16 protein-coding genes and 1 other RNA gene are annotated in these 22,794 nt (G+C 48.8%); 3 read left to right on the forward strand and 14 right to left on the reverse strand.

Going from position 1 to position 22,794, the window contains the following annotated elements; translation table 11 throughout:
- Positions 1 to 85: 85 nt before the first annotated feature.
- The 7 genes from DXC57_RS02095 to thrS all read right to left on the reverse strand — a co-directional run bounded on the left by DXC57_RS02095 (position 86) and on the right by thrS (position 9,361).
- The gene (locus DXC57_RS02095; protein WP_118650964.1) at positions 86 to 2,608 is read right to left on the reverse strand and encodes an SH3 domain-containing protein; all 2,523 of its coding nucleotides are present in this window, start codon (positions 2,606 to 2,608) and stop codon (positions 86 to 88) included.
- 501 nt (positions 2,609 to 3,109) lie between these two features.
- Positions 3,110 to 4,603 (reverse strand): oxaloacetate decarboxylase subunit alpha, encoded by a 1,494-nt coding sequence (locus DXC57_RS02105; RefSeq protein ID WP_022358437.1) that lies wholly within the window; start codon positions 4,601 to 4,603, stop codon positions 3,110 to 3,112.
- A gap of 527 nt (positions 4,604 to 5,130) precedes the next feature.
- On the reverse strand, positions 5,131 to 5,487 hold the full coding sequence (gene rplT, locus DXC57_RS02110) for a 50S ribosomal protein L20 (protein WP_022358436.1): 357 nt from the start codon (positions 5,485 to 5,487) through the stop codon (positions 5,131 to 5,133).
- 31 nt (positions 5,488 to 5,518) lie between these two features.
- Positions 5,519 to 5,716 carry a 50S ribosomal protein L35 gene (gene rpmI / locus DXC57_RS02115; RefSeq protein WP_022358435.1) on the reverse strand — a complete coding sequence of 66 codons (198 nt, stop codon included), beginning with the start codon at positions 5,714 to 5,716 and terminating at the stop codon, positions 5,519 to 5,521.
- A gap of 37 nt (positions 5,717 to 5,753) precedes the next feature.
- Complete coding sequence (gene infC / locus DXC57_RS02120; protein WP_107000016.1) at positions 5,754 to 6,248, reverse strand: translation initiation factor IF-3; 495 nt, start codon at positions 6,246 to 6,248, stop codon at positions 5,754 to 5,756.
- A gap of 505 nt (positions 6,249 to 6,753) precedes the next feature.
- Positions 6,754 to 7,068: a DUF1540 domain-containing protein gene (locus tag DXC57_RS02125; RefSeq protein WP_107000017.1), complete on the reverse strand. Its 315-nt coding sequence runs from the start codon at positions 7,066 to 7,068 to the stop codon at positions 6,754 to 6,756.
- 355 nt (positions 7,069 to 7,423) lie between these two features.
- Positions 7,424 to 9,361 (reverse strand): threonine--tRNA ligase, encoded by a 1,938-nt coding sequence (gene thrS / locus DXC57_RS02130; protein WP_118468734.1) that lies wholly within the window; start codon positions 9,359 to 9,361, stop codon positions 7,424 to 7,426.
- Between the two features lie 469 nt (positions 9,362 to 9,830).
- Here thrS and ssrA point away from each other — a divergent pair.
- Positions 9,831 to 10,171, forward strand: a transfer-messenger RNA (tmRNA) gene (gene ssrA / locus DXC57_RS02135).
- A gap of 74 nt (positions 10,172 to 10,245) precedes the next feature.
- On the opposite strand, the gene DXC57_RS02140 is transcribed toward ssrA, so the two are convergent.
- Genes DXC57_RS02140 through DXC57_RS02155 form a run of 4 tightly spaced genes read right to left on the reverse strand, consistent with a single transcriptional unit; the run spans position 10,246 to position 16,963 of the window.
- Complete coding sequence (locus tag DXC57_RS02140) at positions 10,246 to 12,876, reverse strand: hypothetical protein (protein WP_118472821.1); 2,631 nt, start codon at positions 12,874 to 12,876, stop codon at positions 10,246 to 10,248.
- Positions 12,860 to 15,301: an MMPL family transporter gene (locus tag DXC57_RS02145; protein WP_118650966.1), complete on the reverse strand. Its 2,442-nt coding sequence runs from the start codon at positions 15,299 to 15,301 to the stop codon at positions 12,860 to 12,862. The genes DXC57_RS02140 and DXC57_RS02145 overlap by 17 nt, the downstream gene beginning before the upstream one ends.
- 35 nt (positions 15,302 to 15,336) lie before the next feature.
- Positions 15,337 to 16,305: a cell surface protein gene (locus DXC57_RS02150; protein WP_243017831.1), complete on the reverse strand. Its 969-nt coding sequence runs from the start codon at positions 16,303 to 16,305 to the stop codon at positions 15,337 to 15,339.
- Between the two features lie 25 nt (positions 16,306 to 16,330).
- Positions 16,331 to 16,963, reverse strand: a complete 633-nt coding sequence (locus tag DXC57_RS02155; RefSeq protein WP_117795649.1) for a cytidylate kinase-like family protein — start codon at positions 16,961 to 16,963, stop codon at positions 16,331 to 16,333.
- A 410-nt stretch (positions 16,964 to 17,373) separates the two neighbouring features.
- Between DXC57_RS02155 and DXC57_RS02160 the strand changes: the two genes are divergently transcribed.
- Positions 17,374 to 17,958, forward strand: a complete 585-nt coding sequence (locus DXC57_RS02160) for a TetR/AcrR family transcriptional regulator (RefSeq protein WP_107000022.1) — start codon at positions 17,374 to 17,376, stop codon at positions 17,956 to 17,958.
- 115 nt (positions 17,959 to 18,073) lie between these two features.
- On the opposite strand, the gene DXC57_RS15400 is transcribed toward DXC57_RS02160, so the two are convergent.
- Complete coding sequence (locus tag DXC57_RS15400; protein WP_182434349.1) at positions 18,074 to 18,262, reverse strand: hypothetical protein; 189 nt, start codon at positions 18,260 to 18,262, stop codon at positions 18,074 to 18,076.
- Between the two features lie 114 nt (positions 18,263 to 18,376).
- Between DXC57_RS15400 and mgtE the strand changes: the two genes are divergently transcribed.
- Complete coding sequence (gene mgtE / locus DXC57_RS02165; protein WP_243017832.1) at positions 18,377 to 19,828, forward strand: magnesium transporter; 1,452 nt, start codon at positions 18,377 to 18,379, stop codon at positions 19,826 to 19,828.
- On the opposite strand, the gene DXC57_RS02170 is transcribed toward mgtE, so the two are convergent.
- Both DXC57_RS02170 and DXC57_RS02175 read right to left on the reverse strand, forming a co-directional pair.
- Positions 19,820 to 20,545, reverse strand: coding sequence for a hypothetical protein (locus DXC57_RS02170; RefSeq protein ID WP_022358424.1), 726 nt, complete (start codon positions 20,543 to 20,545; stop codon positions 19,820 to 19,822). The two genes, mgtE and DXC57_RS02170, sit on opposite strands and share 9 nt — an antisense overlap.
- Positions 20,508 to 22,760, reverse strand: coding sequence for a DNA topoisomerase (locus DXC57_RS02175; RefSeq protein WP_118650968.1), 2,253 nt, complete (start codon positions 22,758 to 22,760; stop codon positions 20,508 to 20,510). The genes DXC57_RS02170 and DXC57_RS02175 overlap by 38 nt, the downstream gene beginning before the upstream one ends.
- Positions 22,761 to 22,794 lie beyond the last annotated feature (34 nt).

Below are 22,794 nucleotides of genomic sequence, written 5' to 3' on the forward strand. Positions count from 1 at the left end.
CATATCTGCACCGTTCCCTTTCTTTACAAATTTTCACGTACCCGCTGCCATCTCTCAAGACCAGCCGCAGGTACGTGAAATATCCCTACAGTCCCAGAATCTTCTTCTGCATCAGAAGAACATCCAAAATATCTACTTTTCCATTTCCATTTAGGTCGGCGCGCGCGATTTCTTCCGCTCTTAACTTTCCAAGTCCCAGTATCGACCGCTGTGCCAGCAGGATATCCATGATGTTCAGCTTACCGTCGCCGTTGACATCCCCGCGCACCGACGATGCCGCATGCGTTCCCGATGTGGACTGGGATGGTGCCGCCGCGCTGGTCGGCGACTGGCTCCCCTGCGGACTGCCGGCGCTCCCGACAGACTCCCCATTTGGCGCAATCAGGGTTCCGGAACTGCCGCTCCCAAATCCATTCACATTCGATCCCGGTGCGGACTGCCCGGAAGGAGAGCTTCCCGAAGAGGTCGGACCGACAATCTGCACATCCGAACCGCCGGAGGAAGAATTTCCTGAACTGCTTCCTGAAGACATACCCGGTCCCGTCGCCGGACCGCTAGAGCTGCTTCCAGAGGAAACGCCGCTTCCAATCGAGCTTGAGTAGGTCGGACCGCCCGACTGGCGCACTACGTGAAGGACATAATTTCGCAGATTTCCATTTGCCGCTTTGACCGTCACGGTGATCTCATTGACACCGCTCTGCAGATCGACCGTTCCCGTTCCGGCAATCGTTGCCTTGGAATCAATCGCGCTCGCTGCTACCGTCACGCTTGCCACCGATGGATCCACGATCAGATCGTAGGACTCTGTATCTCGGTTAAAGGTCGGTGTCAGTGCAAATCCATCGACCCCCAGCGCCGACAGCTTGTTGTTCGGGCTGCCGTCCAGCGTCGGTTTGACGCAGGCGCCCGCCGGCATGTTTTTATACACCGGAATCGAGAACTCAAGTGTTGTATTTGCCAATGCCGTGATCTTCGAAAGCGTCAGTCCTTCGGCAGCTGCCGCCTGCACGTTCGTCATGTACTGGTGTTTATAAAGGTTGCTGCCCTGCACATTAAATTTCTTTAAGTACAGCGTATCCTGCCCTTTTTTTACATAATTCTCACCATAATAAACCGAACCGCCGCGGATCGATTTCTCGATGCTGTTCCACGGGCGCAGATAGCTTCCCGACTGGGATGCCCACCAGAGTCCGCGTTCTACCGCACTCATCGAGCCGGACTGATATGCCTCTATATTAAAGAAGTTATAATATCCCTGATAGCCGGACACCGTTCCGGAAATACTGCGTCCGGTTCCCTGGCTGCCCTGTTCCTGCAGAATCATCGACGCCAGAATATATGGATTGACTCCCGATTCGGATGCCGCATTCATGATGATATCTACATAGGAAGTACCGATTGCAGACTGCTGCGCCACTCCCGTGGAAGTTCCCGAACTACTGTAAGTGCCACTTCCCGGTGCACTTGTTCTTCCGCTACTGGTTGAACCAGAAGTTGTTCCGGTTGTGCTGCTTCCCGGTGCGCTTGTACTGCCACTGGTGGTTCCAGCCGTGCTGCTGGTTGTCCCCGATGACTTATTCGATGTGCCGCTGCTGACCGGCGCCGTCTCCCCGTCTGCATTGTTGGAAGAAAATCCATCTCCAACCATGCCCGGTCCATTGGTCGCTGCCACCCGCTCCGTCTTATGATCGCTGATCGAAGCAATCGGAGACGACAGACCGGCGCTGCTTCCGCTCGAACCTGACGAACTTCCCGGTCCCGTCGCTGAACCGGAAGAAGAGCTTCCAGAACTGCTTCCCGTACCGGCCGATACCGACGATCCGCCCGACACCGTGCCGGAAAGGAAGGTTCCGCTCACCATGTTCTGCAGCCCCGTCTTCGTGTGAAGCGAACTGTCATACGACTGTTTCATGAACTGGTAAATATATTTATCATTTAAGAAATTCCGCGGATCCATATAATAGGCGATAATATCCGAAGACGCCTGTACCCAGGAGCTTCCGTCAAAGCCCGGCCAGGTTCCAGTTCCCCAGTCATACGCGCCTGTCTCGGTCGATTTCCAGGACGAAATGCTGCTGCTCGCAACCAGGTTCCGTCCGATCACGCTTTCATTTTTCAACGCTGTGTTCCAATCCAGATTCGTCTGGAACGCCGTGAACGTCCAATTCGGATATTGTGCATGCAATTCCCGGAGCCCCTGTTTATAGCTCTCCGGAAATCCCTGCTTTGTCAGATAGCTTTCAAAATCCGAATCCGATTTGATCGCCGTCGGAAACTTTATGTATTTGCTCGAAACATAACCCGTCTGCTCACCGCCGCTTCCGTTATATCGTATCTGATACCATACGACGCCATCCGTTCCCGTCTGCTCACCAAGTACTGTAACCGGTGCACCCTTGGACAGCTTCGCTAGTGCCTGATACGAAGTGCCCGGACCACTCCGGACATTCAGGTTTGTCGCATTGACCGACGCGGTTCTCTCTTCCGCATAGCTGACGATCCCCAGCAAAGACTCTGCTGCAGTACCTGCCAGCCCTGGGTTGACCGCCATCACAGCGCCCAGCAGAAACGCCGCCGCCCGTTTCCCCAATAACTTCCATTTTTTCATCCGTCTATCTCCTCATTCTGCTGCGTTTTCTGCAATTCATCCCCCGCAACGGAATTCTTATTCTGTCTGCCGCCGTATTTCCAGACAGCCGCTCGACTGTTTTCCATCTTTTTCACGTTTTTACAATCGTATCTATTATAATGAAAAAAGACCATATGTGTCAACCTTACCGAAAAAACTTCGCAAAATTTGGGGTCTTTGCGTGAAATTGTAAGATTTTCTTAATTTTTAGAAGCAGTATAGGTTGGCTTCGAAATGTTTTCCGGATACATGATTTTTGAATGCATGACCGCATGAAAAAGAATGTGCCTTGGCACATTCTCGCGCCGAGCGCGGTCGCTTGCGACATGTTTCTGCTTCGCGCGAGTGCGCATCCTCGCGGAGCGTTTTTTTGTTTCATAGGACATAATTTCCTATGAAATAAAAAAGGGAGTGCCAACCCGGTACACTCTACCGATTCTGGCACTCCTTTTGGCTCAAAATCCTTAAATTCTTTTTAGCTTAGATCTGGTAAGACTCGCTTTTTCTTCCAGCCCAGGTATTGATGCCGTTTCCATCCATCTCCTCAGTGGACACCGGTGCTTTCTTTACTTCCGGCGCAGCCGCTTTCAGGATTTCGCGTTTCTCAACCGGCGGTTTCTTTGCCGGACGGGACTCGAAGAACTCTTTTGCCACCTGTGGGAACAGTGCATAAGTCAGGACATCCTCATCCTGCTGCTTCCACTGCTTCATCTCCGCCTCAATCTTCTCAAGCTGCGGCTCGATCAGATCTGCCGGACGACAGGTAATCGGTTTTGCATCGCCGATTGCTTTCTTCTGAACTTCTTTGTCGAACGGCTTTACAGTCTGTCCGAACTCGCCCATCAGAAGTTTCTTGGATTCCTTTGTGAACATCTTGTAGCGCTCGCCCATCAGGACATTTAATACAGCCTGCGTACCAACGATCTGGGAAGACGGAGTAACTAACGGCGGCTCACCGAAGTCTTTGCGGACTCTCGGGATCTCTTTCAGAACATCGTAGTATTTATCCTCTGCGCGCGCTTCTTTCAGCTGGGAAACCAGGTTGGAAAGCATACCGCCCGGGACCTGATAACGCAGGGTATTGATGTCAACGCCCAGAACCTTGGTATTCATCAGACCACTCTTTAACGCTTCCTCACGCATCGGGCGGAAGTAATCTGCGATCTCCGCCAGTTTTTCCTGATCCAGTCCGGTATCATACGGAGTACCTTTGAAGGTCTCAACCATAACCTCGGTCGCCGGCTGGCTCGTTCCCATCGAGAACGGAGACATCGCGGTATCGATCATGTCAGCGCCCGCTTCCACTGCCTTTAGGTACGTCATGGATGCAACGCCGGAGGTGTAATGCGTATGGATATCAATCGGAAGATCAACTGCTTCTTTCAGTGCTTTCACAAGGATCTCTGCATTGTACGGGGTCAGAAGACCTGCCATATCCTTGATACACAGGGAATCAGCGCCCATATCCTCGATTCTCTTTGCAATGTCTTTCCAATAATCCAGTGTATATGCATCACCCAGTGTATAGCTCAGCGCTATCTGTGCGTGTGCTTTTTCTTTGTTGGCTGCCTTTACCGCTGTCTCCAGGTTGCGGATATCATTTAAACAGTCAAAAATACGGATAATATCAATACCATTGGCAACTGATTTCTGTACGAAATATTCTACCACATCATCTGCATAGTGGTTATAACCCAGAATATTCTGTCCACGGAACAGCATCTGAAGTTTTGTCTTCTTAAAACCATCTCTCAGCTTTCTAAGGCGCTCCCACGGATCTTCCTTCAGGAAACGAAGGCTGGCATCGAATGTCGCACCGCCCCAGCATTCTACTGCATGATATCCAACCTCATCCATCTTTCCGATGATCGGAAGCATCTGCTCCGTTGTCATTCTGGTTGCAATCAGAGACTGGTGCGCGTCACGAAGGACAGTTTCCACGATCTTAACCGGCTTTTTCTTTTCATTTGCCATTCTAAAGATACCTCCCAATACACTTTTATTATGAGTCAACTATCTGCGACCTGGCTGATTAAATAATTCACAGCCATATTTTTATCCATTATACCACAAGTTTCTCGATTTCTGGATAGTTTTTTTAATATAATTTCATAAGTAAATTCTATATCGTGGAAATGTGGGTTGTGATTTTTGCTGATGTCAGGGAGCTTTCCTCTGCGCCGCGTGGGGGCGGCTGGAGGAAAAAAATTTCTTGGTCACTTCTTTCTAGTCCGCAGTGCGGCAGCTCGAAAAAACTTCGTTTTTCCTCGCTGTCGGGCATTCGCCCTATGAAAAAAAGAAGCCGCACACAGCTGCTTTTGTGTAAACACAACGCTTCTGTGTGTCACCTCTTTCTAGTCCGCAGTGCAGCAGCTTGAAAAAACTTCGTTTTTCCTCGCTGTCGGGCATTCGCCCTATGAAAAAAAGAAGCCGCACACAGCTGCTTTTGTGTAAACACAACGCTTCTGTGTGTGGCTTCTTTTTTTCGCACTGCTCTTTGCTTACGCAAGTTTGGACTTAGCCAGCTCTGCCAGTTTTGCGAAACCTTCTGCATCGTTGATAGCCATGTCAGAAAGGATCTTGCGGTTCATCTCAACACCAGCCTGCTTTAAGCCGTACATGAACTTGCTGTAGGACAGACCATTGATACGTGCTGCTGCGTTGATACGAGCGATCCACAGCTGTCTGAACTGTCTCTTTCTCTCTTTACGACCAGCGTAGGAGCTTGTAAGAGCTCTCATTACGGACTGCTTAGCTACACGGTACTGTTTGGAACGTGCGCCTCTGTAACCCTTTGCCAGCTTTAATACTCTATTGTGTTTCTTTTTAGCGTTTAATCCGCCTTTTACTCTTGCCATCGGTTATTTCCTCCTTCTTAATCCTCGAATCTTATAAGTACGGTAAAATCTTCTTCATTACCTTGCTGTTTGTAGCATCAGTAACGATGTCTTTTCTAAGATTTCTTTTTCTCTTTGTAGATTTCTTAGTTAAGATGTGGGATTTGTAAGCTTTATTTCTTACTAACTTTCCGGTTCCGGTTGTTTTAAAACGTTTAGCAGCTGCTCTGCTTGTTTTCATTTTAGGCATGGTGTAGTCCTCCTTAATAATAGTTATGTCCTTATATCTAGCGTTTCGCAGAAAGGAACAGTACAATACTTCTTCCTTCTACTTTTGCCGGTTTATCAACGGCTGCGATATCGGCAAGCTTCTCTGCAAAATCGTCAAGGATATACTTTGTCTTTGACATATGTGCCATCTCACGACCTCTGAAACGAAGTGTAACCTTTACTTTATTGCCTTTTTCCAGGAATTTTCTCGCATTGTTCATCTTGGTATTCAGGTCATTTTCATCGATATTCGGGGAAAGACGAACTTCCTTGATCTCGATTACCTTCTGTTTCTTCTTAGCTTCTTTTTCTTTTCTTGCAAGCTCGTATCTGTATTTACCGTAATCGATAATCTTGCAGACCGGCGGCTTTGCAGTCGGAGCAATCTTTACTAAATCCAGTTCCGCTTCTTTCGCTAACTTGTAAGCATCCTTTGCGGACATGATTCCAAGCTGCTCTCCATTTTCGCCAATCAAACGAACCTCTCTGTCTCTAATCTGTTCGTTAATCATTAACTCGCTAATAGTCGTGCACCCCCATGATATGTGATGATTTTGGTTGATTCAGTGTCAAAAAAAAAATAAGTGAACAGTACAGACCATCCACTTACTCATAATAGGAAATCCAATATAGGAAATTTCTCAAATTTATGAACCCACAGTCACTTGCTCGTGCTGAGGTGAGGTAGATAACCTGCTTTCCTGTCTTCGTGAAGTTGTTTCCTCACAACTTTTGTTAGTATACTATGGTTTCTTTGGAATGTCAACCGGTTTTTTCGAGATTTTTGAGAAGATTTTTGAGAAGATTTACAAATGATTTTTAAATATGGTTCACGCGTTGCGCGAATGACGGCAACGTACGCAAATACATTTACGGACATACTAAAAACTACCGCCGGATATCATTACCTCTGCCCGGTTTTGCTTCCTTCCTGACAGAATTTTCCATATCCGGCGGCATTTTTTATTTCGAATATTTATGCAGTCTTTCTTCTATTAAAAAAGAAAACCGCATCAGTCACCGTTTCTGGAAACTCGAACATTCCGTCTGCATAGAAACTGTCGCATTGCCTCCGGTAATTCCGATGTGTTCCGCGCTGCACCGGCGGTCTGTATTATAAACACAGTTCGTTGCCTCGCACTCTACTTCGAGACGGCTCTCCGGTGTTTTAAAAAGGTTGCGGAATGTGCCGCCTTTCTTCTCGTCGAAGCTGCCACAGCAGGTATCGCATTTATCCTGCGCCGTCTTTCCTTCTACCAGAATGGTATTTTTACAGCAGCAGTTTTCCGCATTGTGCATACATCCGGTTACACTACAATCCAGTTTTGTCATGATTTTTCCTCCTGTTTTCTGACATGCATCACCGAAAGTCTCCTCCGGCATCCAGCCGTCAAACTTTTCAGCGATACACTTTTCAATGTGTCATGGTTTTCGTTGCTGTTCACACATGTATGACCAGTAACGGGATTTTGTCGATACTTCGCATTCCAAATCGGCAAAATCTGCAACCAGAACTGTATCGTACGGAACTTTCAGTTCAGAAAATTCCTGCCTGTGAACAGTTACTGGTTTTTAGATTCAGGAGTAGTATCTGCTTCTTTTTTGGATTTATTCGTGCAAACTAAAACAAACGCATCCATGATTTTATCTCACAGATGCGTCTGCCTGATTTTTTAATTTTTCAAAATTATTTAGCTTCGTCTGCTTTCACAGTCTCACGCAGGTTTTTCTCTTCGATCTCCTTCTGGATAGACTCGATGAAGCTCTCTACACTGCTTGCGCCCTCGTCACCCGCAAAACGGCTGCGGACGGAAACGGTCTTCTCTTCTTCCTCTTTCTGTCCAACAACCAGCATGTACGGGATCTTCTGGGTCTGTGCCTCGCGGATCTTGTAGCCGATCTTCTCGGAACGTGTATCCATCTCTGCACGGATGCCAGCCTCGGTCAGCTTGTCCAGAACTTCCTTGCTGTAATCTGCGTATTTGTCAGAGATCGGAAGAATCTTTACCTGTACCGGTGCCAGCCAGGTTGGGAATGCACCTGCGAAGTGCTCGATCAGGATACCGATGAAACGCTCGATGGAACCAAATACAACACGGTGAATCATGATCGGACGATGTTTCTCGCCGTCTGCTCCGGTGTACTCTAATTCAAATCGCTGTGGAAGCTGGAAGTCAAGCTGGATGGTACCACACTGCCAGGTTCTTCCGATAGAATCTTCCAGATGGAAGTCGATCTTCGGTCCATAGAATGCGCCATCGCCCTCGTTTACCACATACGGCAGTCCCAGCTCTTCCAGAGCGGAACGCAAGCCTTCGGTTGCCATCTCCCAATCTTCATCACTTCCCATGCTGTCTTCCGGACGGGTGGACAGCTCTACGTGATATTTGAACCCAAACAGGGAATATACCTGGTTGATCAGGTGTACAACGCCCTTGATCTCGTCCTTGATCTGCTCCGGTGTCATGAAGATATGTGCATCATCCTGTGTGAAACAGCGTACACGCATCAGACCATGAAGCTGACCAGATTTCTCATGACGATGAACGATACCAAGCTCACCCATACGCAGCGGCAGATCACGGTAGGAACGTGGCTCAGAAGCGTATACTAAAACGCCGCCCGGACAGTTCATTGGTTTAATTGCGTAATCCTCTTCATCGATCACAGTTGTATACATGTTGTTTTTGTAATGATCCCAGTGTCCGGAAGTCTCCCAGAGCTTGCGATTCAGGATGATCGGAGTGGAAATCTCTACATAACCAGCTTTTTTATGGATTTCTCTCCAGTAATCAAGCAGGGTATTTTTCAGTACCATGCCCTTCGGCAGGAAGAACGGGAAACCCGGACCTGCATCGTGCATCATGAACAGGCCAAGTTCTTTGCCCAGTTTACGATGGTCACGTTTCTTTGCCTCTTCCATCATTGTGATGTATGCTTCCAGATCCTCTTTGGTTGCAAATGCGGTCGCATAGATACGGGTCAGCATTTTGTTCTTCTCGCTGCCTCTCCAGTATGCGCCTGCCAGATTCATCAGCTTAAATGCCTTACCAACACCCTTGGTGTTCATCATGTGAGGTCCTGCACATAAGTCAGTAAAATCACCCTGACGGTAGAAGCTAATCTCTGCATCCTCCGGCAGATCCTCGATTAATTCTACCTTGTACGGCTCCTCTTTCTCCTTCATGAACTCGATCGCTTCATTTCTCGGCAGAGTAAAGCGCTCCAGTGGAAGTGCTTCTTTGATGATTTTCTTCATCTCTGCCTCGATCTTCGGCAGATCCTCTGCAGTCAGAGGGGTAGCCGGATCGACATCATAGTAGAAACCGTCTGCGATGGACGGTCCAATCGCAAGTTTTGTCTCCGGGTAAAGGCGTTTTACAGCCTGTGCCATTACATGGCTGGCGGTATGGCGCAGAGCTGCCAGACCTTTCTCATCCTTTGCAGTCAGGATATTTAACTGACAGTCATGGTCGATCACGGTACGGAGATCTTCTTCCTCACCGTCAACCTCACCCAGACATGCCACTCTCGCCAGGCCTTCGCTGATGTCTTTTGCAATGTCGATGATGGACATCGGGCTCGCATATTCTTTGACAGAGCCATCTTTTAATGTGATCTTCATCTTTTTTCTCCTTTTCGTTCTGAAATAATAAAAGCTTCCTGACCAGAAGAACCAAAAAAGTCCCTTAGCCAGATGTTTCTGACTAAGGGACGATAAATCGCGGTTCCACCCTTATTGAATCGATCGTTCGGATCGATTCCACTTCATTCTGATGATAACGGAATCACCGTTCCCGATTAAGGGACATTCAAAGCTGGTATTCAGATTTGTTTTCCTGTCCGACGCTTCCACCCACAGCCACCTGCCTCTGTTATTTCAGGCTTTTCCTGCGACGCCGTTCTCTGTCCAGTTCCACAATCCTACTGGTCTTCTCAACACTTTCTTTATATAGATAAACCCGTTTCTGGTTCATCATTACAGTCTCGATTATATCAGCTGTTTCTATTTTGTCAAGATATTTTTCTCTTGAGTTTTCACTACATTGACAGACCGCCTCTTTCATGGTATGATAATAAGGATCTAAATATAAGGGCCAGTACCGGTTTCGACAGGGATCATGAAGCTGGTGAAGCTATCCGCATGCGATGCGTTAAATGGCAAACTTAAAATTAAACGCTAACAACAAATTAGCATACGCTGCCTAATTTGGCAGTTGTCAGCCTTAGAGCACTCACACTTTAAGAATCTGGCATCGAATATGTGAGAAACGATGACAGGCGGGTTCCGGACTGTCAGGCGTATCAGGAACTACTGAAGTTCTGAGGATGTTCGTTTCCGCAGGATAGAGGGAATGTCAAAGAACGGACTATGATAGTAGAAGAACAGGGAATTGGTTTTTGGACACGGGTTCAACTCCCGTCTGGTCCACTAAAAAGAACTGCCGCCCAGCAAATCATTTGCTGATGCGGCAGTTCTTTTTCTTATCTATTTTTATTCTGCATCTTTTACCGATTCTGGAATATCTCAATAATCGCCTTCACGATCGCCACCAGCACATTCCACATCCGTTTTAACGGACCTTCTTCACTGCTGCCGTCTGCCTCCTGATCGGAGATATCGGTTGATTCATCATCATCGCTGATCTCATCGGTCCGCAGGACGATCTGCACGCTGTTCGGGGACGGATTTTTCGAGGAGGTAAAGGAAATTTTCTCCGCCTCCGGATCTATGTTCAGGAAGTTGTTCTCATCCTCAAACTTATCGATCTGCTCATCGAGCGTACTCTTCATGTCTTCCCCCGCTTCCCGAACCGCCGCAAGCTGATCGATCATGGTCAGGTTCTTATCAAGAATCTTCTCCATGCCCTGCAGCGTTGCCTTGGTTCCGGCATCCAGCGAATCACCTGCCGAAATCAGCGTGTCATTCAAAAGACTGAGCATATCATGTGTGGTATAAAGTGCCCTGGTCAGCCGGTTCATCAGTTCTTCAGAATCAGACAGGGAATCCAGCATCGTCGGCACATATTTATCCGTTGTGTCAATCAGGACCCGCATATCATCCAGCAAATTAATCAGTTCATCGGTCGAACTTCTGAGCGCCGATAAAGTCGAACCCGTCTTGCCAGTAATATCTCCCGCCGTCTTGAACGCACCATTCACTTTATTCACAATCGTTTTCGCAGTTTTCTGCGCCTGCTCCACTTTCTGGAAAATGCCCTTCGTCTCTTCCACCAGACTTGCAGCATCCGCAGAATAAGTAGTCGCTGACAGAGACTCCAGCGCCTCCTCTACATCATCTTCTGCATTGCCAATCTCATCTTCCCAGCTCGCATCATTGACACCGCCGCTTCCCGGCTCGCCGGACGGTCCGGCTGTCAGGGCTCCCGCAGAAACCTCGGTTCCAAATGCATTCACCGCTGCATCCTGACCCGAGGAGTTGTCTTCCGAAGCGGAACCCGAATTCTTAGCAGAATCCGTCTCTGCCTTGTCTGCCGTCGAAGCAGGATTCTTCTCTTCCGTCTTTGTCGCTGATTCAGCCGCTTTTTCCGCCTGGTTACCAGCTGCACCAGACGCTGAGCCTGCACCCGCTGCTTCCTGTTCAGCCGAATCTTTACTTTCTGTTCCTGCTAAGCCAGAGGCCGAAGTGCCTGCTGCCATTTCCGCGTCATCCGTGGTATTTGCAGAACCCGTAATTTTTGCATGATCGGCGGCACCTGCAGAATCCGTGATATCTGCGCTGCCAGCCGCCCCCGCTGTCTGACCATTTCCGTTTCCAGATGCCGCCTCCGACGATACAGATGTCTCTTCCTTCTCCGCACTCTTCATCTTGCGGATCCGTTTCAGCTTCATGCCGTCTAACGTGGCTAAACTCTGATTCAGGCTTCCAATCCCCTGTTCTGTCACCGCCAGGGAGGTATTTCCCTGTCCCAGAAGTTTATCGAGTTCTTCCAAAATTTTCTGGACTTCCGCCGTCCGCTGGACAATATCTTTCTCGATCGCATCCTGCGTCTGCTGGCTGACAAGACCCTTATTTAATTCATCCGAAGCCGACCGGAGCGATTTGCTCAGACTTCCCAGGCGGTCATACAGGCGATCCAGTTCATCCTGCATATCTTCCATCGTATTGGAAAGCGCCTGTGTGTTGCTGTTAATATCCGTCACCGCATCGCGCGCCGTCTGTAAATACGGAATCATGACCGCCGTCTGATCCGTGACCGCCTGCAGATCGGCAAGCGCCTGTGTCGAGAGAGCCTCGATCTGTTTCCGGTTAGCACTGACGGTTCCACGCGCCTGATCGAGATTTGCCAGACCGCCCTTCACGCCGGAAACATCCGACTTCATGGATTCCATCGTCTTTAACAGCGCATTCATGCTGTCATACATCTTGTTTCCATCCTCGCGCCAGGTATCTTTCGCCTCTTTCAGATCCTTGATGCGGTTCAGCTCATCCAGGGTCCCCGGAACCATCATCATAATGACTCCGATATTCTCATAATTATCCGTGCCGACCCGGACTGTAAAATCGCCGTCCTCGCCCGGAAGCGCCGCAAACATTGCCGCCTGATAGCTTCCAACCGACTGCACCTGCGCACCCGGCGCATCGACACTATAGCATTTCTCCATATCCACCGGCACAAGCACGGTCAACACCATATTATTTTTATAATACGCCTTCGCCTTCTCATTCGGGGTCGCCTTTACATTGACCTCAACCAGACCAGACGCCCCCGCCAGTTTGGATGCATCCGCTTCCACTCCATTAAGTTTATAGGAAACGTCAAACGTCCACGGCAGATCGACGCTATTTTTCGGCATCGTACACTGATAATAAAAACGCGAATTCTTCTCCGGCAGTTTCCATGTGACGGTTCCATCGCCAATTTCCGGCGCCGTGTCGTCCGTCATGTTGACCACCTTGTCATAGGTACCATAATCGGTATATTCGGTCAGTCCATTCGTGGTACAGCCTTTGACCACATTGATCTGCGTTGCCGTTCCATAATAGTCCAGATTGACATACATCGTTTCATCTACCTGAACTCTTGGTGCAGCCGCCCGGACAGGAACTGCCGCACTCGTTACCAGCGTAACCGCTGCCAGCGTCGCCGCCGCTCCTCTTCTAATGATCTTCTTCATGGCTTCCAGCCTCCCTTTTTTCTGTCATCTTCCGTTTCCGGTCTTTTCTTCGTTCTCTCACTTTTCCGAGTAGCCGGAGCTTTCTTCTGTGTTTCTCCCGCGCCTCCGCATCGGAATCTGTTTTCTCTTGAGAACCGCCCGTCTCTGTCATTTCTGTATCTTCCAGCGCTTTCGTTTCAGCTTCGAATTGTTTTCTTTTCGACGTAACTGAATCCACCAGAGGCTTTTTCCCTTTCCACACGGCACCAGCCACGCGTCTTGCCGCCCGTTTCATACGGGCATGGCGGCGTTCGCGCCGTTTTTTGAAAAACAGATGAATCCTCTCAAATTCGTTCTGCATCAGGATATGATCAAACAATACCAGAAATGCCGGCATCAGGGAGCAGACAAAAAGCATACTAATCAGAGCCCCCCGTCCAATCAAATGTCCCAGATCGCCAATCGCCGCGACACTCGATACCTTGTATACAATATATCCGGCACAGGTCAGGATCGAACCGGATGTCAGAATCGCCGGAATACCAAGATTCAGCGCCCCGATCGCCGCTTCCTTCTTATCCATCGTCTTGCGGCATTCCAGATAATTGTTCGTCGTCAGAATCGCATAATCGACGGTCGCGCCCAGCTGGATACAGCTTACGATAATGTAACCAATGAAAATCATCGTGTCTCCGACGATGTACGGTACCGCCATATTGACGAAAATCGCGACCTCAATCGGAATCATGATAAGGAGCGGAATAATCAGTGATTTAAAACTCCACATGACAACCACAAATACGCCGATCAGCGACATCACATTAACACGGCTGTAATCCTTCGTGATCGTCGTCTGAATGTCCTGTGTGGACGGTGTTGTTCCGACCAGATACGAATTTTCCGGATAATATTTCTTCATGATCGCCTGGATCTCATCCGAGCACTGGTACGCCAGCTTGCTCTCGCCCTTACTCTTAACGTAAATAAGGATTCTCGCATAATCTTTTTTATGTAACTGGCTTGTGATGCTGTACGGAAGGAAATCTTCCGGTACGCCCTCCGGGAGCTGCCCGGACAAGGACGTTACACTCTTCATGTACGGCAGGTCTTCCAGCTCATCCGTGAACTGTTTTTCCTTGATAAAAGAAGTATCCGGCACGATTGCCATCATCATATTGCTTCGTCCGAATTTCGCTGTGATCAGCTCATCATCCTCATATACCGTCGTTCCCTCGCTGGCGCCGACCGCGTCATTTCCGTAGAGGAAATCGTTCATGCTCTGCGCCGTGTATGCCGGGATCACCAGCACCGCAATCAGAATCAGCACGATGCGGCGGCTGTTGTAGATACCGTGGCTGAGCTTATCAAACGACGGCAGGAACGAACGATGGGATGTTTTCTCAATCATCGGCGTCATACGCAGAATCATCGCCGGCATAAAAAACACCACTGTCAGAAGACTCAGGACAATACCTTTTGCCAGCACGAGTCCCATATCAAATCCGATATTAAACTTCATAAAACACAGAACGATAAATCCGACTATCGTCGTCAGGCTGCTGGCGAAAATGGAGTTTAATGCCTCATTGATCGCGTTGCTTAACGCGGTCATCTGATCCAGTCCCTTTGCCTTTTCCCTCGCAAACGCGTGGCTTAAGAAAATCGAATAATCCATCGAGCAGGCGAGCTGCAGGACCGCCGACACACTGTTCGTCAAAAAGGATATCCGCCCGATAAACAGGTTCGTTCCTTTGTTCAGGACGATCGCCACGCCCATGACCGTCAGATACAGCACTGGTTCAAACCAGGAGTTCGTCGTCACGGTCAGAATCAGGAAAATAACCACGACCGCCAGCGTCATAATCAGCTTCATCTCGCTCGAAACATTTTCCTGCAGCGATTTATTCTGAACCGCCATGCCGACGTAATGTCCCTTGTCTCCGAGAATGTCCTTGATCTCATCGATCGTCTGGGACGTCCTCTTATCCGTGTCGCCGTTTACAAAAACAATATCCATAACCGCCGTATTATCCTTGTAATACTCATCAACACTATTAAAGTTGATAAATGCGTCCGCCGCGTATACGCTGGTCGATGTATCGAGCCACATAACCTGATCGACTCCGTCCAACGCCTCTATTTTATCCTTGTAGGCTTTCGCCTCATAAAGCGAAACATCATCAATCATGATGCGCCCCGTGCCGGGGTAGCCGAATTTCTCTTCCATCAGGTCCAGTCCCTGTTTGGACTGGACGGTCGACGGCAGGTATTCCGTCAGATCATAGTTGATCTCGACAAACGGCGCCATGAGCGCTGATATCAACACCAGAACCAGAAAGACAATCTCGATCGCCCTGCTCCGCTCAATGATGAATTTCGGCAGGGAGAAGGCTTCTTTTTCCGTCTGTTTTTCTTCTTTGCGTTTATGTAAAAATTTCAGTTTCATGCCTGCTTGCTCCTGTCATACAATGATTGCGATCCTTACCGCATCAAAATAATCATATAATAATGCTTATCGCCGACCTGCTGATGTGCAACACCCATTTCCTTATAATAAATCACCCGGTCCACGCGCTTTTTCTCGTCGCTGTCGTGATTACGCAGAAGCTTTTCTTCTGCCTGCGTCACATCGTCACAGTTGATGAGGTAAATCTCCGTATGACGTCTCGCAGTGCTTTCCCCGATGGATTTGAGGTAATCATCAAGTGTGCCTTCATCCGGGATCCGGCTGCTTCCATAGCCCTTACTGCGTGCCATCGCCAGACGGTGTTCGGCGATCTGCTGTAATTTTCCATTTAAAATAAAGCTGGCATCTTTATCGTAATCTTTTTTGTCATCGTCGTAGTAATCTTCTTCCTCATCCCCGTCAAACGCGTCCGCCTTCAACTCATTTAAGCTGTCCGCCATCGCCTGGGTATCGCCATCCAGAAATGCCAGCGTGTACGCGCCGCCGCCCGTGTTTTTCTTCTTTTTGGCGTTCGCCAGGCTGCCGTCCGCGTTGATCGTATACTGCGTCTCATCCTTTGTGAAGGTCGTTCCCTCCATCGCGCCGCTGTCTTTCAGGAAATAGTATTTTCCGTCGATATTCTGCCAGCCGGTCGCCATCGCGCCGTCCCCTTGCAGATAATACCAGGTTCCATTTTCCTGCTCCCAGCCCGTTTTCATCAAACCGTCTGCTCCGAGCAGGTACCATTTTCCACCCATCTGCTGCCAGCCCGTCAGGTAAGAACCGTCCATTCCCACCAGATAATACCCATTCTCCACCGGCTGCCAGACACCCGCATCATCCGCTAGCACTGTCTGAGCGGCAGACGCTGAGAAAAGGAGACTTACTCCTGCGATTCCTGCCAGCCGTACTATCTTATGTCCCAGAACCGCTTTCAGCGCCCTTTTTAACCCCGGCGCCGTCCGCTTTTCTTCCTTCTTCATCCACAAATTTCTGTCCTTCATACGCTGTCCTCACTCTTCTTTATGCTTATTGATCGGATCCATCTGTTTCCAGTTCCACCCCCCGTGCCGTTAAAAGTGCCCGGAGCATCGCCGCCAGCTCCTTTTCCGAGATCCGGCTGCTGTCAATCAGCATATCATAACTTGCTTTATCCGCCCATGTCTTTTTTGCATAAAAATTATAATAATTTTTCCGTATTTTATCCGCTTGTTTGATCAGGTATTCAGCTTCTTTTTCATCTGTCTCGTAACGCCGCATAATCTCCTTCACGCGCGCCTCCATCGGAGCATATATAAATAGAGAAATAAGCCCTTCTGTCTCCTCCAGGATCTTGTCAGCGCAGCGTCCCACGATGATGCATGGACCTTTCTTCGCATACTCCCGGATCAACTGGGACTGCACGACAAACAAGGTATCATTCATCGGCTTTCCATAACCGGTAAACGGATTGCACTTGGCCGGAACCTTAAAAAGAAAACGGTTCGCCTTCATCTCGTCCGCCTCTTCCAGTTCCTCCATCTTAAATCCGCCGCACACCGCTGCTTCCTCTATCAGATGGCGGTCATAACAGGGAATTCCCAGTTCCTTTGCCAGAGACTGCCCCAGATTATGGCCGCCGCTTCCAAACTCTCTTCCGATTGTAATGACAAAATTTTTCATACCAGATTCCACCTTCGTATCTATTTCCTTTTGCTTTCGCATATGCTGCAGGTTCTCATAGCCGTTCCTTTCCCGATTGTCAGCCACTCCTGCCGTCTGTGAAACGTTCCATACAAAAGACTTCTTCGCAGTGAACAGTTACATCTAAAATAGAGCATATACAACTCATGTCTGTTTAATTGACATTTGTTCATTTTTGAACTATAATGCATTATACTAAGTTGTTCGAATGAATACAATAATCATTTTTACGTCAGTTGTATTTTAATCAACATTTCATCACATTATGTTTGTTTTTTGTATCTGGTGTGCCCATTTTTACTTATTTTTAACACTCCCTTCATCCACAGCCTCCGATACACAGTCATACGGCGTTTCCCTGTCTGGAAACGTTCAGAAAGGAAGTCACTATGAAAGAAGAAATACTCGACCGGCGTGTACGAAAGACGAGACGCCAGTTAAAAGAATGCTTAACCCGCCTCCTCAAAGAAAAAAAAATTCAGGATATCACGGTACGCGAACTCGCCGAGATGGCTGACATCAACCGCGGCACCTTTTATCTTCATTATAAAGATGTCTTTGACCTGATGGATCAGATCAAAAATGAGCTGATCGAGGAGGTTGAGTCTGTCCTGACGCACCATCCCGTTCCCGAACTGGTAGCGCGCCCTTCCCTCGCACTCTCAGAACTATTTCCTCTTGTACAGGAAAATGCAGAGATTGTTTCTATCTTAATAGGAGAAAACGGTGATCTGAATTTTGTCAACCGCCTGAAACGCATTGTCAGCGATAAATGTTTAAAAGGCTGGCTGGATCTCAAATGTTCCAGCGATCCGGATACGCTCGCGGCATTTTCCGCCTTTATCGTTTCCGGCTGTGTCGGTACCGTTCAGTACTGGATCGAAAGCGGCATGAAGGAATCCACAGAACAGATGGCAATCTTGACAGAGGACTTTATCTTAAAAGGCATCCGGGTGCTGGAAAATCCGGCTTGACTTTCACAAAATTCCGTGCTTTAATAAAACTGCAATTTTTAAAAATTCAGAAAGGAGAACCACATGGACAGTTGTGACAGCAACGGGCGAAGTCGTCGCGATGGGCAAAATCAAACTATGAATTCCAACCATGCGTACCAGACTGTTGGTCTGCCGCAGGGTCTTTTTGAGTGTGAATCGGGCTGTCTGGCAGCACATTTCCGCCTGCTTTAACAGGCTGGTGATTCAGTGCTGAACGTTTCCCGGCACGATTGGTTTTCATATATATTTGTCCATCGCCCTGGCGCGGGTTTGAAACTGCCATCTGCGGCATTTCATCCTGTTCCCGACTGGCGGTGGATTTTTTTATCCCCGCACTGCTCGCCCTGTACGTCCCAAACGGCATTAAATAGAACGACAGAAAGCGAGGGAACCAAATATGAATCAGACTCCAGAAATGGACGAAAAGAAAACAAGCTCCCCGGAAACGGCTCCGATCGCCGCAACCGCAGAGCATAATGCTAATTTTGAAGAAAATATCCGCGCGATCATCCGCAGCGGAAAACCGGCAAGCGTGATCCGGGATGACCTCGACAATTACCATGCAAACGATATTGCCGAGGTTCTGGAAACACTGGACACTGCGACCCGGAAACGCCTCTACAATATTCTCTCTCTGGAAATGACGGCAGAGATTTTCACCTATCTCGATGAACCGGCGCCTTATCTGCATGAGCTGGGACTTGACCGGGCGGCAGCCGTTCTGGCAGAGATGGATGCCGATGAGGCGGTCGATATCCTCGAAAATTTAGATCCAGAGGAAAAAGAAGCCCTGATCGCGCGCATGGATCAGGAATCTAAGGATGATATCCACCTGATCTTTTCCTACGATGAGGAACAGATCGGTAGCCGGATGACGACCAACTACATCGTCATTCCCAATAACTGTACGATCAAGCAGGCAATGCGCCATCTGATCTCCCAGGCGGAGGACAACGACAACATCGACACCATCTACGTCGAAGACGAAAATGGACGCTATTTCGGTGCGATCGAGCTGAAAGATTTAATCACTGCCCGTGAGTACATGAAGCTGGAGGACATTATCAGTACCTCTTATCCGTATGTGTACGCGGATGAGAGATCTTCGGATTGTATGGAAGAGCTGATCGATTACAGCGAGGATTCTATCCCAGTACTCGATCGGAACCATAAGATCATCGGTGCCATCACTTACGAGGACATCGCCGAGGCGATCGACGACGAGATGGGTGATGACTACGCAAAGCTGGCAGGTCTTACTTCGGAAGAGGATCTGCACGAACCACTGTTGCAGAGTTTGAAAAAACGCCTCCCGTGGCTGGTGCTGCTGCTCTTCCTCGGCATGGGCGTTTCCTCGGTAGTCGGTATTTTCGAACCGATCGTTGACCGTATCGCCCTTCTTATCTGCTTCCAGTCGATGATCCTCGACATGGCAGGCAATGTCGGCACCCAGTCGCTGGCTGTCACCATCCGTGTCCTGATGGATGAGGACATCTCCGCGATGCAGAAGCTGGGATTTGTATTCAAGGAAATGCGAATCGGATTTTTAAATGGACTGCTGCTCGGTTCGGCTTCATTCGTCGTGATCGGCATTTTTGTCCATATTATGAAGCAGAAGAGTCTCTTCTTCTCTTTTGCACTTTCCGGCTGTGTCGGCATCTCTCTTCTGACCGCGATGGTAATCTCCAGCCTGGTCGGCGTACTGGTGCCGATGCTGTTTCACAAGCTGAAGGTTGACCCGGCAGTTGCGTCTGGTCCGCTTATCACGACGGTGAATGATCTGGTAGCGGTTGTGACTTATTATGGACTGGCGGAGATTTTGCTGGTGGATGTGTTTCATTTAGTGTAGAGAACCGGTGAAAATAGGTATTTGTGATTCGGACGCAAAACAGGACTCTTCCTTTTTAGCAACTTCTCCCTGCTTCTTATAGATAGAGTTTGCATCTACCCCGCCGCGCACGCTGGAAAGCGGATAGATGTTGGTACCGCGTCCGATGATGCTGCCCGGATTTAGGATAGAGCCGCAGCCTACTTCTACGTTGTCACCGAGCATGGCGCCGATTTTTTTGCGTCCGGTTTTGATCTTGCCGTCTTCGGCGTGGATTTCCACCAGAAGTTTATCGGATTTTACGTTGGAGGTGATGGAACCGGCACCCATGTGGGATTTATAGCCTAAGATGGAGTCTCCGACGTAATTATAATGCGGTACCTGTACTTTATCGAACAGTATGACGTTTTTAAGCTCGGTAGAGTTTCCGACTACTGCACCTTCTCCGATCAGGGCGCTGCCGCGGATGAATGCACAGTGGCGCACCTCGGCGTCTTTGCCGACGATGACCGGCCCGTGCAGATAGGCGCTGTCAAATACCTTCGCTGTCTTGTGAACCCAGATGTTTTCACCACGTTTCTCATATTCTTCCGGATCCAAACTATTTCCCAATTCGATGATAAAATCACTGAGATCTGCCAGCGCCTCCCACGGGTAGGTAAACTGTTTCAGATAATCTGAAGCCAGCGTATGGGTTAAATCATATAATTCTGTGATTTTCATTTCTTCTTTTTTCATGATCATTGCCTTTCTTGAAATTCAATTTCTTCTCTTTCCCTGCATTCTGGTAGAACACAGCAACCGCATCAAATGCCGGCCGCAGCCCATATGTATTTCCCATATGAACCGCATTGTAGGTGCGTCCGATAACGAAGCGCTCTAATTTCTGCATATATTCATCCGGTGTGATGCTTCCCTCTGCCACATAGGTCAGACCTTTTTCCCAGCTTGCCGTCAGCTCCGGGTTGAGAAGCTGCTTCATGGATGTGTGTACGACCTCATAAATCAGCTCTCCCAGATAGGTCGGCGTGATGACCTGCGTTTTTTCGTTGAGCGCCATGTATTTGATGTTGAACAACTTTTTCAAGATCTCCGCGCGGGTTGCACTCGTTCCGATGCCGCTGCCCTTGATCTGGGCGCGCAGCTCTTCGTCTTCGATAAGCTGACCGGCATTTTCCATCGCCAGAATCATCGAACCGGAGGAATAACGCTTCGGCGGAGATGTCTCGCCCTCTTTGATCTGCAAATCATCCAGTGACACTTTCATCCCCTTTTTGAGCTGTTCCAGCATCTGGATAAACTCTGGGTGGGACGCGTCAATTACCTTGGGCTGGCTGCTGTCTGTTCCATCTGCTTCTCTTGCCGGATTTTCCGCATCATTTCCATCTATACCTGATTCAAGGCGGTTCGTTCTGCCGACACTTTCTCCGGCAGTGTCCTTTTTCTTTTTCGGAATTTCCGCCACTTTGAGATATCCCGCTTCTTTCAATACCTTGAAACCGGCAAAGAAATGTTCACCTTTTACCTCAATCTCAACCGCATATTTCTGGTAAACCGCCGCCGGATAAAAGATGCTTAAGAAACGGCGCACAATCACCTGGTAAATCTTGCGGTTCAACTCCGGGAGACTTCGCAGCGCGCCGAGTCCCTGTCCGGTCGGTATGATTGCGTAGTGATCGGTAATCTGCTTATCATTGACATAACGCGTTTTTGCTATGTTCTTCCACAGCCCTGCCTGCATCGCCTCCGATGCAAATGCCGCCAGCGGCTCATAATGCGTCAGACCGCCGATATTTTTGCTGATCTCCTTCGCCACCGCCGTTGAAAGCACACGCGCGTCCGTTCGCGGATAGGTAACCAGCTTTCGCTCGTACAGCTCCTGCACCACTTTCAGGGTCTGATCCGGGCTGATTTTAAACATTTTAGAACAATCATTCTGGAGCTCCGCCAGGTTATAGAGAAGAGGTGGATTTTTGGTTTCCTTTTTCTTTTCCACTTTTAAAATGGTTCCCTGCGAAGTATTATATACGCCCATTAAACCCGCGTCCGCTTTTTCTGCGTCGCTGACCTCTGACTGCATGACTCCCGAATTTTCGCTTCCATTCTCGCGTTCCCACAGCCATGCAATCAGCGCCTCCGCGTCCTTTCGCTCCTTAAAACCATTTTCCTTATACAGACACGGCGTTCCATAGTAACGGCTTCCTTCCACCGCCCGCCATTCACCGTCAATCGAGATACCTGCCGGTCCAAATGTACCGATCACGCGATAAAATGGCGTTTTGACAAATTCCCGTATTTCCCGCTCCCGGCGGACTACCATGCCGAGGACACAGGTCATGACGCGTCCGACTGAGATCACGGTCCGGTCAGAACTTCGCATATAGTTAGAAACAGATGGTCCATATTTCAACGTCAGTGCGCGGGAAAAGTTAATCCCCATCAGATAATCTTCTTTTGCCCGCAGATATGCCGAATCCGCCAGATGATCGTATTCGGACAGATCCTTCGCTTCGCGGATGCCGCGTAGAATCTCTTCCTCCGTCTGTGAATCGATCCAGACGCGCTTCTGTTTCTTGCCCTGCACGCCAGCCATCTGCGCGACGAGGCGGTAGATATATTCTCCCTCCCGTCCCGAGTCGGTACAGACGTAGATTGTATCTACATCCGCCCGGTTTAAGAGACCGCTCACGATTCCAAACTGTTTCTTCACGCTGTCGATAACCTGATATTTCCATTCTTTCGGGAGAAATGGAAGTGTCTCCAGACTCCAGCGCTTATATTTCATATCATATACTTCCGGATAGCTCATCGTGACCAGATGTCCAACACACCAGGTCACAACCGCATTTTCCGACTCAATATAGCCATCCACCGATCGTCCATTTACCTTGAGTGCATTTGCGAACTCACGCGCCACGCTCGGTTTCTCGGCTATAAATAACGATTTTGCCACGTTGTTCTGCTCCTATCTTACTAATTTCGTCACT

It is taken from the genome of Clostridium sp. TF06-15AC (genome assembly GCF_003481165.1).
Classification (GTDB): domain Bacteria; phylum Bacillota; class Clostridia; order Lachnospirales; family Lachnospiraceae; genus Otoolea; species Otoolea fessa.

Bases quoted from the DNA above. Each gene is read 5' to 3' on its own strand.
- DXC57_RS02095 (WP_118650964.1), bottom strand. From the start codon at position 2,608: ATGAAAAAATGGAAGTTATTGGGGAAACGGGCGGCGGCGTTTCTGCTG.
- DXC57_RS02105 (WP_022358437.1), bottom strand. From the start codon at position 4,603: ATGGCAAATGAAAAGAAAAAGCCGGTTAAGATCGTGGAAACTGTCCTT.
- rplT (WP_022358436.1), bottom strand. From the start codon at position 5,487: ATGGCAAGAGTAAAAGGCGGATTAAACGCTAAAAAGAAACACAATAGA.
- rpmI (WP_022358435.1), bottom strand. From the start codon at position 5,716: ATGCCTAAAATGAAAACAAGCAGAGCAGCTGCTAAACGTTTTAAAACA.
- infC (WP_107000016.1), bottom strand. From the start codon at position 6,248: ATGATTAACGAACAGATTAGAGACAGAGAGGTTCGTTTGATTGGCGAA.
- DXC57_RS02125 (WP_107000017.1), bottom strand. From the start codon at position 7,068: ATGACAAAACTGGATTGTAGTGTAACCGGATGTATGCACAATGCGGAA.
- thrS (WP_118468734.1), bottom strand. From the start codon at position 9,361: ATGAAGATCACATTAAAAGATGGCTCTGTCAAAGAATATGCGAGCCCG.
- DXC57_RS02140 (WP_118472821.1), bottom strand. From the start codon at position 12,876: ATGAAGAAGATCATTAGAAGAGGAGCGGCGGCGACGCTGGCAGCGGTT.
- DXC57_RS02145 (WP_118650966.1), bottom strand. From the start codon at position 15,301: ATGAAACTGAAATTTTTACATAAACGCAAAGAAGAAAAACAGACGGAA.
- DXC57_RS02150 (WP_243017831.1), bottom strand. From the start codon at position 16,305: ATGAAGGACAGAAATTTGTGGATGAAGAAGGAAGAAAAGCGGACGGCG.
- DXC57_RS02155 (WP_117795649.1), bottom strand. From the start codon at position 16,963: ATGAAAAATTTTGTCATTACAATCGGAAGAGAGTTTGGAAGCGGCGGC.
- DXC57_RS02160 (WP_107000022.1), top strand. From the start codon at position 17,374: ATGAAAGAAGAAATACTCGACCGGCGTGTACGAAAGACGAGACGCCAG.
- DXC57_RS15400 (WP_182434349.1), bottom strand. From the start codon at position 18,262: ATGGCAGTTTCAAACCCGCGCCAGGGCGATGGACAAATATATATGAAA.
- mgtE (WP_243017832.1), top strand. From the start codon at position 18,377: ATGAATCAGACTCCAGAAATGGACGAAAAGAAAACAAGCTCCCCGGAA.
- DXC57_RS02170 (WP_022358424.1), bottom strand. From the start codon at position 20,545: ATGAAAAAAGAAGAAATGAAAATCACAGAATTATATGATTTAACCCAT.